Genomic DNA, 16504 nt, shown 5'->3' on the forward strand with positions numbered 1-16504 from the left:
GCTACTCTGCCCCATCGTTCGCACACAGTGCCAAAAATGCCCGTTCCTGTCTTGCTTGTCCGTGGTTGGCCGTTGCTTGCCGTCGCCGCGATGCTGTCGTTCGTCCCCGAGGCCCATGCCCAGCGCGTCTCCGCCCGCGACAAGGCCAAGGTGGAAGCGCTCGATCAGCGCATGATGGCCGCCGAGAAGCGCTACAACGCGGCGCTGGTGCTGGTGAACAACGCCGACCCCAAGGGCACCAACGAGGCCGATGCCGCGCTGGAGGACATGGAGGACGTGATCAGCGCCTGCGTGGCCCAGAAGGGCTGCCAGGTCAGCAATCTGCTGCCGACCTACAAGCGCCTGCTCAAGAGCAACGCCGACAGCCAGCAGGACAGCGAAGACGGCGCGGCCATCGCCGACGGCACCCTGCTGGAGGCCGACCCGGACCATGTCGGGCCATTGGCTGCCGATGTCCCCGAAGCTGCCCGCGCCGCGGCGCTGCTCAATGACAAGCGGCACGCCTTCGACACCATGGTCGAGTACAACCCGGCCGTGCAGGCCGGCATCCGCCGCTGGCTGACCGACATGCGCCCGGCGCTGCTCACCAGCTACGAGAATTACCAGAACCTGCGCGCGGTGATGTGGCCGGAGTGGGAAAAGCGCGGCCTGCCCGAGGCGCTGCTGTTCGGCATCATGGCCAAGGAATCCAACGGCCGCGTGCATGCGTCCTCGCGCGCCGGCGCGGCCGGGCTGATGCAGTTCATGCCGGCTACCGGCCGTCGTTTCGGGTTGGGCCCGGACGGCACCGGCTTCGATACCCGGTTCGATGCACGCAGTGCCGCCGAGGCCAGTGCGACCTACCTCAACGAGCGCATGCGCGAGCTCAACAACAGCGTCGAGCTGTCGCTGGCCGGGTACAACGGCGGCGAAGGCCGCGCCATCCGCGTGTTCCGGCAGTACCCGGGGCAGGGCTTCTGGACCGACAGCGTCTACAACCAGTTCCCGGGCGAAACCAAGGACTACGTGCCGATGGTGATCGCCGCGGCATGGATCTACCTGCACCCGCAGCAGTACGGCGTGGAGTTCCCGAAGATCAGCGCGCAGCCGGCCACGATCCGCCTGGCCAAGTCGACCACGATCTACGAGCTGACCATCTGCCTGGGCAGCAGCGGTACCCGCGACGGTTACATGCGCGCGCTGCGCAACCTCAATCCGCGCTATGAGGCCGACGGCTGGATTCCGGCCGGCACGATCATCAACGCGACCACCCGCATCGCCGGCCTGTACAACCGCTTCTGCGTCAGCGGTCCGCGCGCCGATCTGGCCCGCACCCTGATCACCGCCGACCTCAATGCCGCGATCGTGCGGCCCAACGCGGTCAGCTATACCGGCAACGTGGCAGTGGGCAGCGTGGTCCCGGTCGCCCAGGCCCAGGCCATGCCGGCCGTGACCCCGGCAGCGCCTGTCGCCGTTCCGGCCGCCAAACCGAAGGCCAAGCCGGCCCGCAGTTACAAGGTCGGTAAAGGCGAGACCCTGGGCAGGATCGCAGCAAAGTTCCAGTGCGACGTGCCCACCCTGGCGCGGGCCAATGGCCTCAAGGCACCGGCCTATTCGCTCCGGCAGGGCCAGAGCATCAAACTGCAGGGTTGCGACAAGTAAGCCATAACCGGGTAGGCTCGCCGGCATCACGCCTGCGGCCGCCCGGCCCAGCACATCCATCGCAGCGCCGGCCGTGCCCGGCGCTCACCGCAACACGCATACAGGACAGCAAGATGGATATCACCGCGATCAACGAGATGTTCGCCAACATCCGTGAAAACACCGATTGGGACCTCAACGGCCCGATGCTGTGGGGCTACTTCTTCGTCAACACCACCCCGGAGCCGCTGCACGGCCTGGGCGAGAAGCTGGTCGAGCTCGGTTACAGCCTGGTGGAAGTGTTCGAGCCGGACCTGGAAGAGGGTGAAGCCCCGTACCACGTGTTGCACGTGGAGCGCGCCGAAGTGCACACCGAAGCCTCGCTGGACGCCCGCAACCATGAGCTGCAGGCCCTGGCCGAAGCAAACGGCGTGGAAGACTACGACGGCATGGACGTCGGCCCGGTCGAGATCTGATTGGCGCGATCCGATCGAACCGGACACAACGAAAAACGCCCCGGGAAACCGGGGCGTTTTCATTGGTGCGGATCGCAGGGTCTACCGGTAGTGCCGGCCGCTGGCCGGCTCCCCAAAATAGCTGCGATGCCGGCCAGCGGCCGGCACTACCGTTACTTCAACGTCGCCAGCGCCTGCCCCAGCTGCACCGCATGCTCGGCATCCAGATGCGGCGCGAACTCGGCCACGCCGGGCGGCAGCAGCACGATCACGGTCGAGCCGTAATTGAAGCGCGCCATCTCCGCGAAGCGCGCCAGGGTGATGCCCTTGCCGCGGTAATCCTTGCGCGTGATGGTATCGCCGTAGGCCGGAATCTCCTCGCCGCCCCACACCGTCTCCACGCCGGAGACCAGGAGCGCGCCGACCATCACCGAGACCATCGGGCCGAAATCGGTATCGAAGTGGCAGACCAGGCGTTCGTTGCGGGCGAACAGCCCCGGTACCTTGTTCACCGCGGCCGGGCCGACACTGAACAACCGCCCCGGCACATGCACGGTCTCGCGCAGGGTGCCGGTCCACGGCATGTGCACGCGGTGGTAATCCTTCGGCGACAGGTACACCGTGGCGAACAGACCGTGGTGGAACACCTCGGCATCCTTGGCGTCGCCCAGCAGTTCGGCGGCGGTGAAGGACTGGCCCTTGGCCTGGAAGATGCGCCCGTCTTCGATCGTGCCCAGCTGGCTGATCCGGCCATCGGCCGGCATCACCAGCGTGCGCGGATCGGCATCGGCCACGCGTGCGCCCGGCTTCAACGCACGGGTGAAGAACTGATTGAAGGTCGGATAGCTGCGCGGGTCCGGATTGGCCGCTTCAGCGAGGTTCACGCCGAACTTCGCGGTCACGGTGTCGATCAGCCAGCGCGAGATCCGCGGGTTGCTGGAATACGCCAGTCTGCGCGCCATGGACGACAACAGGCGGTGGGGCAGGGCGTAGCTCAGCGTGGTCATCAGACTCATGGGGCGGATTTCTCGGTCAGCAGGTGCAGGTCGCGGGCGATGGCCTGCGCTTGGAAAGGAGGGCGGATCAGACCGGCCAGGCGGCCTTCCGGGTCCAGCACGGCCAGGCTGGCCGAGTGTTCGAGGGTGTAATCCTCGGGGTTTTCATCGAAGTGCTTGCCGGGCACCTTCTGGAACACGAAGCCCAGCGAGGTGGCAAAGCGCTCCAGCGACGGCACATCGGCGGTCGCGGCCAGGGTGTCCTTGTGGAACGCGTGCACGTACTCGCCCAGCCGAGCCGGGGTGTCGCGCTCGGGATCGACCGAAATGAAGACCAGCCGCGGACGCAGCGTCTCGGGCAGGGCTTCCCACTGTTTCTGGGCCTGGGCCAGGTCGGCGAGGGTGGTCGGGCAGACGTCCGGGCAGAAGGTGAAGCCCAGGAACACCAGGGTCCAATGTCCCTTCAGCTCGCCCGGGATCAGGCGGGTGCCGTCGGACTGGCCCAGGTTGAAATCGGGCAACGGGCGCGGTTGCGGATAGAACGTGATCGATTCGGTGGCGGGCCGGTCACCGCCCGGCGTGGGCGCGAAGACCTTCTGCGCCACGACCAGGCCCAGCCCGGCGGCGAGGGCGATCAGCAGGATGATGCCGACATTGCGATTGAACATAAGGGCCCCGTCCCGGAAGTGGCCACCATGATAGAGGGATGGGGGCGGCGGCGTCCTGTGGGTGGCCAGTCCACCGTTTCGACTGCAACGGATGCCCCGGCCCGCCCCAGCGCCTATAATCGAGGGCCACATTGTCTGTTGCCCCGCCATGACTGCCGAAACGGCCGCCGAACTCCACACGATCATCGATCTGATCCGCTACGGCACCAGCCGTTTCAACGCCGCCGGGCTGACCTTCGGGCACAGCTATGACAACGCCCTGGATGAGGCCACCCAGCTCGTCCTGCACAGCCTGCACCTGCCGCATGACCTCGGCCCGGCCTATGGCCAGGCACGGCTGCTGCAGGAAGAGAAGGTGCGCGTGCTGGACCTGTTCCAGCGTCGCATCGACGAGCGTGTTCCGGCCGCCTACCTGACCGGTGAGGCCTGGTTCGCCGGCCTGAGCTTCAAGAGCGACACGCGCGCCCTGGTGCCGCGCTCCCCGATCGCCGAGCTGATCGAGTGTGGCTTCGAACCCTGGCTGGCCGGCCGCGACGTCCATCGCGCGCTGGACCTGTGCACCGGCTCGGGCTGCATCGCCATCGCCATGGGCCACTACTACCCGAACTGGGAAGTGGACGGTGTCGACCTGAGCGACGAGGCGCTGTCGCTGGCCGAAGAGAACAAGGAACGTCTGCAGGCGCACAACGTCACCCTGCTCAAGTCCGACCTGTTCAACGGCCTGACCGGCCGTCACTACGACCTGATCGTCACCAATCCGCCGTACGTCACCAACGACGAGACCGATGCCCTGCCGCGGGAATACTCCTACGAGCCGGAAATGGGCCTGCGCGCTGGCGACGATGGCCTGGACCTGGTGCTGAAGATCCTGCGCGACGCCCCGCTGCACCTGAGCGAGGACGGCCTGCTGATCTGTGAAGTGGGCGAGTCCGAACAGCACCTGATCAAGCTGCTGCCGGAAGTCGACTTTGCCTGGGTCGAGTTCAAGGTCGGCCAGATGGGCATCTTCTCGGTCGAGTGCCGCGAACTGATCGCCCACAGCGCCCGCATCACCGAGCTGGCCAATGCCCGATAGGCCGGCCCGCGCCCCGCGCATCCGCTGGGCCGAACTGGTCCTGCTGATGCCGATGGTGTTGTTGCTGCCGTTTGCAGTGGTCATCGTGATGATGGCCGTGCGCAGCGGTGTCGCCTGCCATGTCGGCGACACCCTGCATTGCCGCTACGCCGCCGAACCGGCGCAGCAGCTGTGGTACCACCTCAAGGGCGTCGCCTATGGCAGCGCCGGCCTGCTGGCCGGGGTGGCGGTGATGCTCTGCGTGTTCGTCGACAGCGCCCTGCTGCAGCGCCAGAAGTTGCTGTCGCGCGGTCTGTCGGCGGCGCTCATGCTGGGTCTGGTGGTCGCTGTGGCCACGGTCGTGGCCAGCGTCACCGGCACGCCCGAGGGCTGGAGCGCAGGCTGGGGGCGTCCGGTGTTCATTCTCAGTTTCACCCTGCTGCCGGCCATCGTTGCCGTGCGCCACCTGCCGCGCGTGCTGCGCGCCGCCTTCCCACGTCATGCGGTTTCCCATGTCCAGTAATACCTTCGGCAAGCTGCTCTCGGTCACCACCTTCGGCGAATCGCACGGTCCGGCGATCGGCTGCGTGGTGGACGGCTGTCCGCCGGGGCTGGAGATCAGCGCCGACGAATTCGCCCACGACCTGCAGCGGCGGGCCACCGGCAAGAGCCGGCATACCTCCGCGCGACGCGAAGCCGATGAGATCGAGATCCTGTCCGGTGTGTACGAAGGCCGTACCACCGGCACCCCGATCGGGCTGCTGATCCGCAATACCGATCAGCGCAGCAAGGATTACACCACCATCGCCCAGCAGTTCCGCCCGGGCCATGCCGACTACAGCTACTGGCAGAAGTACGGCATCCGCGATCCGCGCGGTGGCGGCCGCTCCTCCGCGCGCGAAACCACCATGCGCGTCGCCGCCGGCGTGATCGCCAAGAAGTGGCTGCTGCAGCGTCATGGGGTCACCGTGCGCGGCTACCTCTCGCAGCTGGGCGAGATCACCCCGACCGGCTTCGACTGGTCCGCGGTGGAAGACAACCCGTTCTTCTGGCCGGTCGCCGACCAGGTGCCCGCGCTGGAGAGCTACATGGACGCGCTGCGCAAGTCCGGTGACTCGGTCGGCGCGCGCGTCAACGTCGTGGCCGATGGTGTGCCGCCGGGCTGGGGTGAACCCATCTACGGCAAGCTCGATGGCGATCTGGCTGCGGCGCTGATGAGCATCAACGCGGTCAAGGGCGTGGAGATCGGCGACGGCTTTGCCAGCGCTGCGCAGAAGGGCACCGAACACCGTGACCTGCTGACCCCGCAGGGCTTTGCCAGCAACCATGCCGGCGGCATCCTCGGCGGCATCTCCACCGGCCAGCAGGTCACCGCCTCGATCGTGCTCAAGCCGACCTCGAGCCTGCGCCTGCCCGGCGCCACGGTGGACGCCAGCGGCGCCTCGGTCGAGGTGATCACCACCGGCCGTCACGATCCCTGCGTCGGCATCCGCGCCACCCCGATCGCCGAGGCAATGATGGCCTTGGTGCTGATGGACCAGGCGCTGCGCCATCGCGCGCAGTGCGGCGATGTCGGCGAGATCACCCCGCGGATCCCGGGCACGATCGATGGCTGATCGGCGCCCCAAGGTCTGGGTCAGCCAGCCCCTGTTCGACGATGTCGTCGCGCCGCTCGGGCAGCATTTCGACCTGGCCATGACCGGCGACGTCACCCTCTACACGCCGCAGATGCTGGCCGAACAGCTGGCCCACGTCGACGGCGCGCTGATCACCCTCAACGAACGCATCGGCGCGGCCGAGATCGCCGATGCGCCGCAGCTGCGCGCGATCGCCAATGTCGGCGTCGGCTACAACAACCTCGATATCGACGCGCTCAGCGCCGCCGGCATCCTGGCCAGCAATACGCCGGATGTGCTGACCGAAACCACCGCCGACCTCGGCTTCGCGCTGTTGATGGCTACCGCGCGCCGCATCACCGAATCCGAACGCTGGCTGCGTGACGGCCAGTGGGGGCAGTGGTCGTTCCAGACCATGCTCGGCGCCGACATCCACGGCAGCACGCTGGGCATCCTCGGCATGGGCCGCATCGGCCAGGGCATCGCCCGCCGCGGCGCGCACGGCTTCGGCATGCGCGTGCTGTACCACAACCGTTCGCGGCTGCCCGAGGCCACCGAGGCCGAGGTCGGCGCGCAGTACGTGGACCTGCATACCCTGCTGGCGCAGGCCGATCACCTCGTGCTCGTGCTGCCTTACAACGCCTCCTCGCACCACATCATCGATGCCGGTGCACTGGCGAAGATGAAGCCGACCGCCACCCTGGTCAACATCGCCCGCGGTGGCATCGTCGACGAGCTGGCGCTCGCCGATGCGCTGGCCAACGGACGCCTGGCCGCGGCCGGGCTGGATGTGTTCGAAGGCGAGCCGACGGTGCGCCCGGAACTGCTCGCCCTGCACAACATCGTGCTGACCCCGCATATCGGCAGCGCCAGCCAGGCCACCCGCCGGGCGATGGTGCAGCTGGCCGTGGACAACCTGACCGCCGCACTGGGGCAGGGCCCGGATGCCGGCCAGCCGCCGAGCGCGATCAACGCCGATGCTGTCGCTGCCGTGAAAGCCGGCGGCGCGACCGTGGGCGGCAAAAAAATCGACGACGCAAAACGATAGGGAACCGCGCCGGCCAACAGGCGAGGTTCCCGAACCGGTAGGTACCGACCCTGAGTCGGTACACCCCCCCAAGGCACGGCAGGTACCGATCGTTGGTCGGTACACACCCCCAAAGCACGTTACGTATCGGCCACGGGTCGGTACACCCAACAGAGGTTCTCATGAGCAATCCAGATCGTCGTTTCCACGTCGCCGTCGTCGGTGCCACCGGTGCTGTCGGCGAAACCATGCTGGCCATCCTGGCCGAGCGCAACTTCCCGATCGCCACGCTGAGCCTGCTCGCGTCCTCGCGTTCGGCCGGTGGCGAGATCGAGTACCAGGGCGAGAAGATCAAGGTCCAGGACCTGAGCACGTTCGATCCGAACGGCGTGGATATCGCGCTGTTCTCCGCCGGTGGCAGCGTCTCCAAGGAGTTCGGTCCGACGTTCGCCGCCGCCGGTGCGGTGGTGATCGACAACTCGTCGGCCTTCCGTTACGACGATGACGTCCCGCTGGTCGTCTCCGAAGTGAACCCGGAGGCGCTGAAGAACCGCCCGCGCGGCATCATCGCCAACCCGAACTGCTCGACCATGCAGATGGTGGTCGCGCTCGCCCCGCTGCACCGTCAGTACGGCATCGAGCGCATCAACGTGGCCACCTACCAGTCCGTCTCCGGCGGTGGTCGCTCGGCGCTGGAAGAACTCGGCAAGCAGACCGGCCAGCTGCTCAGCTTCCAGGAAATCGACCCGCAGCGCTTCCCGGTGCAGATCGCGTTCAACCTGATCCCGCATATTGATGATTTCCAGGAGAACGGCTACACCAAGGAAGAGATGAAGCTGGTCTGGGAAACCCGCAAGATCCTCGGCGATGACAGCATCCTGGTGAACCCCACCGCCGTGCGCGTGCCGGTGTTCTATGGTCACTCCGAAGCGGTCACCATCGAAACGCGCGACAAGGTCACCCCGGATGCCGCGCGCGAGCTGCTGGCACGTTCGCCGGGCGTGGAAGTGGTCGACCGCCATGAAGCCGGCGGCTACCCGACCCCGGTCACCCACGCCTCGGGTACCGATGCGGTGTATGTCGGCCGCATCCGCGAGGATCTGTCGCATCCGCGCGGCCTGAACCTGTGGATCGTCTCGGACAACATCCGCAAGGGCGCGGCCCTCAATGCCGTGCAGCTGGCCGAACTGGTCGCTGCCGAAGGCTGATCGCAGGGGTGCCGGCGGCATGGGGATGCCGCCGGCCGCCCGCATCGAAACATCGCCGATCACGGGGGGAGCCGCTATATTGGCCGCCATGAAGAACCGGGCTCCGGGCGCACTGCGTCCGCTCAAGTATGTGTCGACGCTGCTGCTGGCCCTGGCCAGCAGTTCCGCCCTGGCCCTGGGCCTGGGCGATATCCGGGTGCTGTCCAAGCCGGGCCAGCCGCTGCTGGCCGAAATCCCCGTCATCTCCGCCGACCCGGCCGAACTGGAGAACCTCCGCGTCGCCTTGGCCTCGCCGGCGACCTTCGCCAGGGTCGGGCTGGAACGGCCGTCCGGGCTGGTCAGCGAGCTGCAGTTCGAGTTGACCCGCAATGCGCAGGGTCGCGCCGTGGTGCGCGTCAGCAGCCAGAGCTCGGTGGTGACCCCGTCGCTGAATTTCCTGATCGAAGCCGATTGGGGGCAGGGCCGTCTGATCCGTGAATATTCCGCCCTGGTGGACGCGCCCAACAGCGCGGTCGCCGTGGCCGAACCGGAGATCGTCGCCCCGGCGGGCGCGATGTCCAATGCCATCCTCCGCGAGCCGGCACCGGCGGCAGCGCCCGTCGCTTCGGCACCGCCGCGCCGTGCGGAGCCGGCTGCCACGCAGCGCCCGGTCGCGCCGCGCGCTGCGCCGGCCATAGCGGCTGCCGCCGATGGCAGCGTCACCGTGCAACGGGGACAGACGCTGTCGCAGATCGCCGGTTCGCTGGCGCGCGAGCAGGGCATCAACCGCAACCAGGCAATGATTGCGCTGCTGCGGGCCAATCCCGACGCCTTCATCCGGGGCAACGTGAACCTGCTCAAGCAGGGCGCCGTGCTGCGCACGCCGGGCGCCGAGGGCGTGGCCGAGATCGATGCACAGCAGGCTGCGGCGATCGTCCGCGAGCACACCGCGCAGTGGCGGCAGTCGCGCGCCGCCATCCCGCAACCGGCAGACAGTGGCGTCGCCGCTGCGCCGACACCTGCCACCGCGATCGCGGCAGCGAGCCAGGGCGCGCGCCTGGAAATCGCGCCGGCCGTCGCCGCCGCCGGCATCACCGCAGGCACAACCACCGGCACCGCTGCCGGCACCGAGGGCGACATGCTGGGTAACGAACAACTGCGTCAGGCCAAGGAAGACGTCGCCACCCGCGATGCCGAGATCCAGGAACTGCGCGAGCGCGTGGCCGAGCTGGAAAAGCTCAAGGCCCAGCAGCAGTCGCTGATCGCAATGAAGGACAACGATCTGGCCGCCGCGCAGCAGCGCCTGGAGCAGGCGCCCGGGACGCGCGACAGCGCCGGCGGTGGCTGGTACTGGCTGGGCCTGGTGGTGCTGCTGCTGGTGGTCGGAGGCTGGGCGCTGCTGCGCCGCCGCAAGCCATCGCCCTTGCCGCCGCTGTCGGGTGATGGGCTCGAGGGCGCCTCGCTGGCGGCGGCCGTGCCGGCGGCCGATGCTGTGGATGCGCTGGCCGCGCAGCAGGATGACGCGTATCGCGCGCCCGACGAAGAGGCCGTTGCAGAGGCCGACGTCTACGCTGGACTGCGTCGCGAGCCGGTCTTCGCGCTCGACGCGTCCTCGCACGAGGCCGCCCCGCACGACCGCATCGACGATGCACGCTGGAGCACCCCAGCGACGGACGAGGCGCCGGTGTTGCCGGAGGTCGAGGCAACCGCTGCGTCAGCCTACGGCATCGACGCCGACGCCCAGCATGTGAACGTGGACGACGCGCTGTTCCGCGAACCGGCCCCGCTGATCGAGCCGCCGGCCCATGCGCTGGAAGCTGCGGCGCAGCCGTCGTTCCGCGGTGTGTTCGAGTTCCCGGACGAGTCGGTAACCGCCGAAGAACACGCTTCGGATGCGGGCGACGATCGCGCCGGCCACGATGCTGCGCCGGCCATCGCCATCGCCAGCGGAGACGAGACCTCCGAGGCTGCCGATCCGGCCGTCGAAGAGGCGCCCATCGCGCCCATCGGCAGTCCTGGCCGTGATCGCCTGGAACTGGCCATCGCGTACCTGGACCTGGGTGACGCCGAAACCGCGCGCACCCTGCTGCATGAAGTGGCCGTCGGCGCCGATCCGCACAGCCAGGCCGAAGCACGCGAACTGCTGGCGCGGCTGGGATGAGCGACGCCCGCCCGGTAGCAGTGCGGGAGCGCCGCCTGGACTACGTCGAGTTCGCCTCGCGCGATCCCGCCGCGAGCCGCCGCTTCTTCGAACAGGTGTTCGGCTGGTCGTTCGTGGATTACGGCCCGGACTACACCGCCTTTGACGATGGCCGCTTCCAGGGCGGTTTCTTCCGTGCTGAGCCGCAGACCGCCTCCGCCGGTGGCGCACCGTTGCTGGTGATCCATGCCGACGACCTGCCGCCCATGCTCGAGGCCGTGCTGGCCCAGGGCGGGCAGGTGGTCAAGCCGGTGTTCGCGTTCCCGGGCGGCAGCCGGTTCCAGTTCCTGGAGCCCGGCGGCAACGAGCTGGCCGTGTGGTCCGAGCGCGACGCCGCCTGATGCACTACCCGGCGCCCGCGCCGGTTCTCCCGAAAACACAGAGGTTCACCATGCGCTACGCACTGGGCGTGGAATACGACGGCAGCGAATTCAAAGGCTGGCAGCAGCTCGGTGAGAGTGGCTGCCCCAGCGTGCAGGCCAGCCTGCAGGACGCGTTGTCCTCGGTGGCCAATGCGCCGATCCAGGTCGTCTGTGCCGGGCGTACCGATGCCGGCGTCCACGGCGAATGCCAGGTCGTGCACTTCGATACCGATGTCGTGCGCGATCCACGCAGCTGGATGCTGGGGACCACCACCCGCCTGCCACGTTCCATTGCGGTGCGCTGGTGCGTGCCGGTGGCCGACGAGTTCCATGCGCGTTTCGCGGCGCGTGCGCGCCGCTATCGGTATCGCCTGCTCAATCGCCAGGTCCGTCCGGCGCTGTACCGGCAGACCCTGAGCTGGGAGCGCCGGCCGCTGGATGCCGGGCTGATGCACGCCGCCGGCCAGGCCCTGCTCGGCGAGAACGACTTCAGCGCCTTCCGCAGCGTGCAGTGCGAGGCCCTGCACGCACGCCGGAACATGCAGTCGCTTTCGGTGACCCGTCAGGGCGAGGTGGTGGAGGTCGCCGTTCAGGCCAATGCATTCCTTCATCACATGGTGCGCAATATCGTCGGTTCATTGATCCTGGTCGGTTGTGGTGAGCAGCCGGTCGCGTGGATGGGGCAACTGCTGGCCGGGCGCGACCGCACCGTGGCCGGCCCGACCGCTCCGCCACAGGGATTGGTTTTCGTTGGTCCCCTGTACCCCGACAACTGGCAGCTGCCTGCCGAGGTCACCTTATGAGCCGCTCCTTCTACCGCACCCGTATCAAGTTCTGCGGCATGACCCGTGCCGGCGACGTGCGCCTGGCCGGCGAGCTGGGCGTGGACGCGGTCGGTTTCATCTTCGCCCGCGAGAGCAAGCGCCGGGTCGCGCCGGCCGAGGCCCGGGCCATGCGCCAGGCGATCGCGCCGATGGTCGACGTGGTGGCGCTGTTCCGCGACAACAGCAAGGAAGAGGTGCGCGAGGTGCTGCGCACCGTGCGGCCGACCCTGCTGCAGTTCCATGGCGAGGAAGACGAATCGTTCTGCCGCAGCTTCAACATGCCGTACCTGAAGGCCGTCGCCATGGGCGGCAGGGACGAGGTCAATGCCCGTCAGCTGCAGCTGCGTTTCCCGAGCGCGGCCGGCTTCCTGTTTGACAGCCACGCCCCCGGCGGTGGCGGCGGCACCGGCGTGGCCTTCGACTGGACCCGCCTGCCGACCGGCCTGCATCGGCCTTTCCTGCTGGCCGGCGGGATCACCCCGGACAACGTGTTCGACGCGATCGTGGCCACCCTGCCGTGGGGCGTGGATGTGTCCAGTGGCATCGAATCCGAACCGGGCATCAAGGACGGCTACAAGATGCGCAAGTTCGTCGAAGAAGTCCGCCGCGCCGACTGCCACGAGGCAGATTGATCAGCCGGACCTGCGGGTAGGTCACGACCGTTGGTCGTGATGCGGTAGTGCCGGCCGCTGGCCGGCAACCTGATATATCTGCGGCCCACCGGTTGGCCACGACCGTCGGTCGTGGCGCACTCATCCCTGCAGCTGCGCCTGCAGCCACCCGGCCAGCGCATCCACCCGTGGATCCGCCGCGCCCTCGGGCGTGGCCAGCACCCAGAACCCGCCGGTGGCGCCAAATCCCCAGGGGGCCAGCAGCCGCCCGGCCGCCAGCTCATCGGCTACCAGCGGCTCCGGCGCGATCGCCACGCCCAGTCCGGCCACCGCCGCTTCCAGCAGGTAATACAGATGCTCGAAGCCGCTGCCCAGCTGCAGCTGCGCAGGCTCCAGCCCATGCGACAACGCCCACGCCGGCCACGCCTGCGGGCGTGAGGCGGTGTGCAGCAGCGGTTCGCCCAGCAGCGCGGAGGGCGGTTGATGCCGCAGCCGTGCCGCAGCCGGGTGCTGTGGACTGACCACCACGCCCACCCGCTCCGGCGCCAGCTCCCGCACCTGCCAGCCGCGCGGCCACGGTGGCTGGGCCAGCAGCAGGACCGCATCCAGACCCTGCTGCTCGGCGGTGAAGCTGCCGTCCTGCGCGGACCAGTGCAGCGGCAGCTGGGGCAGGGCAGTCTGCAGGGCCTGCAGGCGCGGGATCATCCAGCGCGCCAGGATGCTGCCGCTGCAGCCGAGCACCAGCGCTTCGGGCCGCTGTTGGCGCTTGAGGGCCACCACCGCCTCGCGGATCTGCTCGAAGGCGCCCTCGCAGGCGGCCTGCAGATCCTCGCCGGCGCGGGTCAGGCGCAGCCCACGCCCTTCGCGCTGGAACAGCACGACGCCCAGGTGGTCCTCCAGCAGGCGCAGCTGGCGGCTGATCGCGCCATGGGTGACATGCAGGGCGTCGGCGGCCCGACCGACGCCGCCCAAGCGGGCGGCCGCCTCGAAGCTGCGCAGCGCATTGAGCGGGGGCAACGGTCCGTCGGTCATGTGAGTTTTCCTGACAGGTCGTGGCAGATATTATCGATATTCCTGTCATGACAGGTGCGTTAAATTGGCAGCCTGTCTCCACCGGCTGTCGCGCTATGTCTGCTTCCCCCGTCTCCCCCATCGTCGATTTCCACGCCTACCCCGATGCCAACGGCCATTTCGGACGCTACGGCGGGAGTTTCGTCGCCGAGACCCTGATCGGGCCGCTGCAGGAGCTGGCCGCCGCCTATGACGAAGCACGCCGCGATCCGGCCTTCATCGCCGCCTACGACAAGGACCTGACCCATTACGTGGGCCGTCCCAGCCCGATCTACCACGCCGAGCGGCTCAGCCAGCAGGTCGGCGGCGCGCAGATCCTGCTCAAGCGCGAGGACCTGAACCACACCGGCGCGCACAAGATCAACAACACCATCGGCCAGGCGCTGCTCGCCGCGCGGATGGGCAAGACGCGCATCATCGCCGAGACCGGCGCCGGCCAGCACGGCGTCGCCAGTGCCACCGTGGCCGCGCGCCTGGGCCTGGAGTGCGTGGTGTACATGGGCGCCACCGACATCGAGCGGCAGAAGATCAATGTCTACCGCATGAAGCTGCTCGGTGCGACGGTGGTGCCGGTCACCTCCGGCTCGGCCACGCTCAAGGATGCGCTCAACGAAGCGATGCGCGACTGGGTCACCAACGTGCGCGACACGTTCTACATCATCGGCACCGTGGCCGGCCCGGACCCGTACCCGCGCATGGTGCGCGATTTCAATGCGATCGTCGGCCGCGAGGCGCGCGCGCAGATGCTCACCGACTACGGCCGCCTGCCCGATGCGATCACCGCCTGCGTCGGCGGGGGCAGCAATGCGATCGGCCTGTTCCATGCGTTCCTCAATGATCGCGACGTGCGCATCGTCGGTGCCGAAGCGGCCGGCGACGGCATCGAGACCGGGCGCCATGCTGCCTCGATCGCGGCCGGTCGCCCGGGCGTGCTGCACGGCAACCGCACCTATGTGATCTGCGACGACGACGGCCAGATCACCGAAACCCACTCGGTCTCGGCCGGCCTGGACTATCCGGGCGTTGGTCCGGAGCACGCCTTCCTGGCCGATGCCGGGCGCGCCGAGTATGTCGGCATCACCGATGACGAGGCCTTGGCGGCGTTCCACCAGCTGGCCCACAGCGAAGGCATCCTGGCCGCGCTGGAGTCCAGCCACGCGGTGGCGCAGGCGATCAAGATCGCGCGCGATCTGCCGCGCGACAAGCTGGTGCTGTGCAATCTGTCGGGCCGTGGCGACAAGGACGTGCACACCATCGCCGCCCGGGAGGGTCTGGTCCTGTGAATCCGCTACTGCGCCAGGGAAGTGCGCTGCTGATGGTGGTCGGCCTGACCGGATGTGCGCCGCCGGACCCGCCGGTCTTGCCGGCCCCTGCGGCACCGCTCGGTGTGGTGGCGCCGGCACGCGAACAGGCCAGCAATGACGACGACATCGCCAACCGTCCGATCGAGGACGCACCGGCAGCGCCACCGGCCGCCGAGGCAGCCGTGGCGGACGACGCCGTGCCGTCGGTGGTCTCGGTCGCGCTGGATCATGCGGGCGATGTCGTGATCGGGCAGCGGTTCACCGAGCTCGCCGCCGACGGCCCCTGGCATTCGGCCGGCCTGAGCGAGGGCGAGCCCGCCGGCGCCTGCGAGTATTACGAGCGGGGCAACCTGCCCGAAGGCGTGTCGATGATGGTCGAGGACGACCACGTGCAGCGCTTCGAGCTGGCCCCGATCGAAGATTCCTACGAAGCCATCACCCAGCCCGGGCCGTTCGGCCTGCGCCTGGGCATGACCCGTGACGAGGCGATGCAGCGGCTGCCGCCCGGCAGTACGCGCGCACCGCACGCCTATGACCCGCAAACGGGCGAGTACCTGACCTGGCAGGACCCCGGTTCGGATCTGGCGATCCGGCTGGAGATCTTCGACGGGGTGATATCGAAGCTGTACTGGGGCGCCAGTGGCGCCGTTGAATTGATTGAAGGATGTGCCTGAGATGTCCGTTGACCGTATCGATGCCTGTTTTGCCCGCCTGCGCGATGAGCGTCGCAAGGCGCTGATTCCCTTCATCACCGCCGGTGATCCGGGCCTGGATGCCACCGTGCCGGTGATGCACGCACTCGCCGCCGCCGGCGCGGACGTGATCGAGCTCGGGGTGCCGTTCTCCGACCCGATGGCCGACGGCCCGACCATCCAGCGCAGCTCCGAGCGTGCGCTGGCCCGTGGGGCAGGGCTGCGCTATGTGCTGGAGACCGTCGCCACGTTCCGCAAGGACGACGCCACCACCCCGGTGGTGCTGATGGGCTACCTCAACCCGATCGAGATCCACGGCACGGCCCGCTTCGCGCAGTCGGCCATCGCGGCCGGCGTGGACGGCATCCTGCTGGTCGACCTGCCGCCGGAGGAAGCCGCCGAAACCCGCGAGATCTTCACCGCCGCCGGCCTCGCGCTGATCCTGCTGGCCTCGCCGACCACGGCCGATACGCGCCTGGATGCACTGTCCGCGATGGCGCAGGGCTATCTGTACTACGTCAGTTTCGCCGGGGTGACCGGGGCCTCGGATCGGCTGGACAGCGGTGCCGCCGGTGCCCGCCTGCGCGACCTGCGCAGCCGGTCGGCGGTGCCGGTGGTGGCCGGCTTCGGCATCAAGGATGCGGCCAGTGCCGCGGCCATGGCCGTGGAGGCCGATGGCGTGGTGGTGGGCAGCGCGCTGGTGGCTGCATTGGGCGAGGCCCCCGATGCCACGGCCGCCACACAGGCCGCGCAGGCATTCCTCACGCCGCTGCGACGCGCACTCGACGCCGCCTGAAGCACGCAAACGTACGTACCAG

17 protein-coding genes are annotated in these 16504 nt (G+C 68.6%); 14 read left to right on the plus strand and 3 right to left on the minus strand.

Translation table 11 applies throughout. From position 1 onward, the window contains the following. The first annotated feature begins 36 nt into the window (after positions 1-36). Positions 37-1641: a transglycosylase SLT domain-containing protein gene (locus HDC96_RS00690; protein WP_179458330.1), complete on the plus strand. Its 1605-nt coding sequence runs from the start codon at positions 37-39 to the stop codon at positions 1639-1641. A 113-nt stretch (positions 1642-1754) separates the two neighbouring features. After that, positions 1755-2096, plus strand: a complete 342-nt coding sequence (locus HDC96_RS00695) for a ribonuclease E inhibitor RraB (protein ID WP_179458331.1) — start codon at positions 1755-1757, stop codon at positions 2094-2096. 152 nt (positions 2097-2248) lie between these two features. Here HDC96_RS00695 and asd read toward each other — a convergent pair whose 3' ends face one another. Further along, positions 2249-3091, minus strand: a complete 843-nt coding sequence (gene asd, locus HDC96_RS00700; RefSeq protein WP_179458332.1) for an archaetidylserine decarboxylase — start codon at positions 3089-3091, stop codon at positions 2249-2251. Continuing rightward, complete coding sequence (locus tag HDC96_RS00705; protein WP_179458333.1) at positions 3088-3738, minus strand: SCO family protein; 651 nt, start codon at positions 3736-3738, stop codon at positions 3088-3090. Before HDC96_RS00705 ends, asd begins: the two co-directional genes overlap by 4 nt. Positions 3739-3886: 148 nt before the next feature. Between HDC96_RS00705 and prmB the strand changes: the two genes are divergently transcribed. The 9 genes from prmB to HDC96_RS00750 all read left to right on the plus strand — a co-directional run bounded on the left by prmB (position 3887) and on the right by HDC96_RS00750 (position 12640). After that, positions 3887-4813, plus strand: a complete 927-nt coding sequence (gene prmB, locus HDC96_RS00710) for a 50S ribosomal protein L3 N(5)-glutamine methyltransferase (protein WP_179458334.1) — start codon at positions 3887-3889, stop codon at positions 4811-4813. Next, on the plus strand, positions 4803-5315 hold the full coding sequence (locus HDC96_RS00715) for a hypothetical protein (protein ID WP_179458335.1): 513 nt from the start codon (positions 4803-4805) through the stop codon (positions 5313-5315). The genes prmB and HDC96_RS00715 overlap by 11 nt, the downstream gene beginning before the upstream one ends. Then, positions 5305-6408, plus strand: coding sequence for a chorismate synthase (gene aroC, locus HDC96_RS00720; RefSeq protein WP_179458336.1), 1104 nt, complete (start codon positions 5305-5307; stop codon positions 6406-6408). Before HDC96_RS00715 ends, aroC begins: the two co-directional genes overlap by 11 nt. Beyond that, positions 6401-7456, plus strand: a complete 1056-nt coding sequence (locus tag HDC96_RS00725; protein ID WP_179458337.1) for a D-glycerate dehydrogenase — start codon at positions 6401-6403, stop codon at positions 7454-7456. The genes aroC and HDC96_RS00725 overlap by 8 nt, the downstream gene beginning before the upstream one ends. Before the next feature lie 161 nt (positions 7457-7617). Further along, the gene (locus HDC96_RS00730) at positions 7618-8643 is read left to right on the plus strand and encodes an aspartate-semialdehyde dehydrogenase (protein ID WP_179458338.1); all 1026 of its coding nucleotides are present in this window, start codon (positions 7618-7620) and stop codon (positions 8641-8643) included. An 88-nt stretch (positions 8644-8731) separates the two neighbouring features. After that, entirely contained in the window at positions 8732-10783 is a 2052-nt protein-coding gene (locus HDC96_RS00735; protein ID WP_179458339.1) for a FimV/HubP family polar landmark protein, read from the plus strand. Then, a complete protein-coding gene (locus HDC96_RS00740) occupies positions 10780-11163 on the plus strand; it encodes a VOC family protein (RefSeq protein ID WP_179458340.1) in 384 nt (127 codons plus the stop codon). The genes HDC96_RS00735 and HDC96_RS00740 overlap by 4 nt, the downstream gene beginning before the upstream one ends. Positions 11164-11213: 50 nt before the next feature. Continuing rightward, positions 11214-11987, plus strand: a complete 774-nt coding sequence (truA, locus tag HDC96_RS00745) for a tRNA pseudouridine(38-40) synthase TruA (RefSeq protein ID WP_176989286.1) — start codon at positions 11214-11216, stop codon at positions 11985-11987. Further along, a complete protein-coding gene (locus tag HDC96_RS00750) occupies positions 11984-12640 on the plus strand; it encodes a phosphoribosylanthranilate isomerase (RefSeq protein ID WP_179458341.1) in 657 nt (218 codons plus the stop codon). The genes truA and HDC96_RS00750 overlap by 4 nt, the downstream gene beginning before the upstream one ends. Before the next feature lie 120 nt (positions 12641-12760). Here the strand turns inward: HDC96_RS00750 and HDC96_RS00755 are convergent, their stop codons facing one another. Beyond that, positions 12761-13651, minus strand: coding sequence for a LysR family transcriptional regulator (locus tag HDC96_RS00755; protein ID WP_179458342.1), 891 nt, complete (start codon positions 13649-13651; stop codon positions 12761-12763). Between the two features lie 95 nt (positions 13652-13746). Here HDC96_RS00755 and trpB point away from each other — a divergent pair, with 95 nt between their 5' ends. The 3 genes from trpB to trpA are packed head-to-tail and all read left to right on the plus strand — an operon-like array spanning position 13747 to position 16482. Further along, a complete protein-coding gene (gene trpB, locus HDC96_RS00760; RefSeq protein WP_123730627.1) occupies positions 13747-14973 on the plus strand; it encodes a tryptophan synthase subunit beta in 1227 nt (408 codons plus the stop codon). Continuing rightward, entirely contained in the window at positions 14970-15668 is a 699-nt protein-coding gene (locus tag HDC96_RS00765) for a hypothetical protein (protein ID WP_179458343.1), read from the plus strand. The genes trpB and HDC96_RS00765 overlap by 4 nt, the downstream gene beginning before the upstream one ends. 1 nt (position 15669) lies before the next feature. Next, complete coding sequence (trpA, locus tag HDC96_RS00770) at positions 15670-16482, plus strand: tryptophan synthase subunit alpha (RefSeq protein WP_179458344.1); 813 nt, start codon at positions 15670-15672, stop codon at positions 16480-16482. Positions 16483-16504 lie beyond the last annotated feature (22 nt).

Origin of the sequence: Stenotrophomonas sp. JAI102, assembly GCF_013409105.1 — a bacterium.
Classification (GTDB): Bacteria; Pseudomonadota; Gammaproteobacteria; order Xanthomonadales; family Xanthomonadaceae; genus Stenotrophomonas; species Stenotrophomonas maltophilia_AA.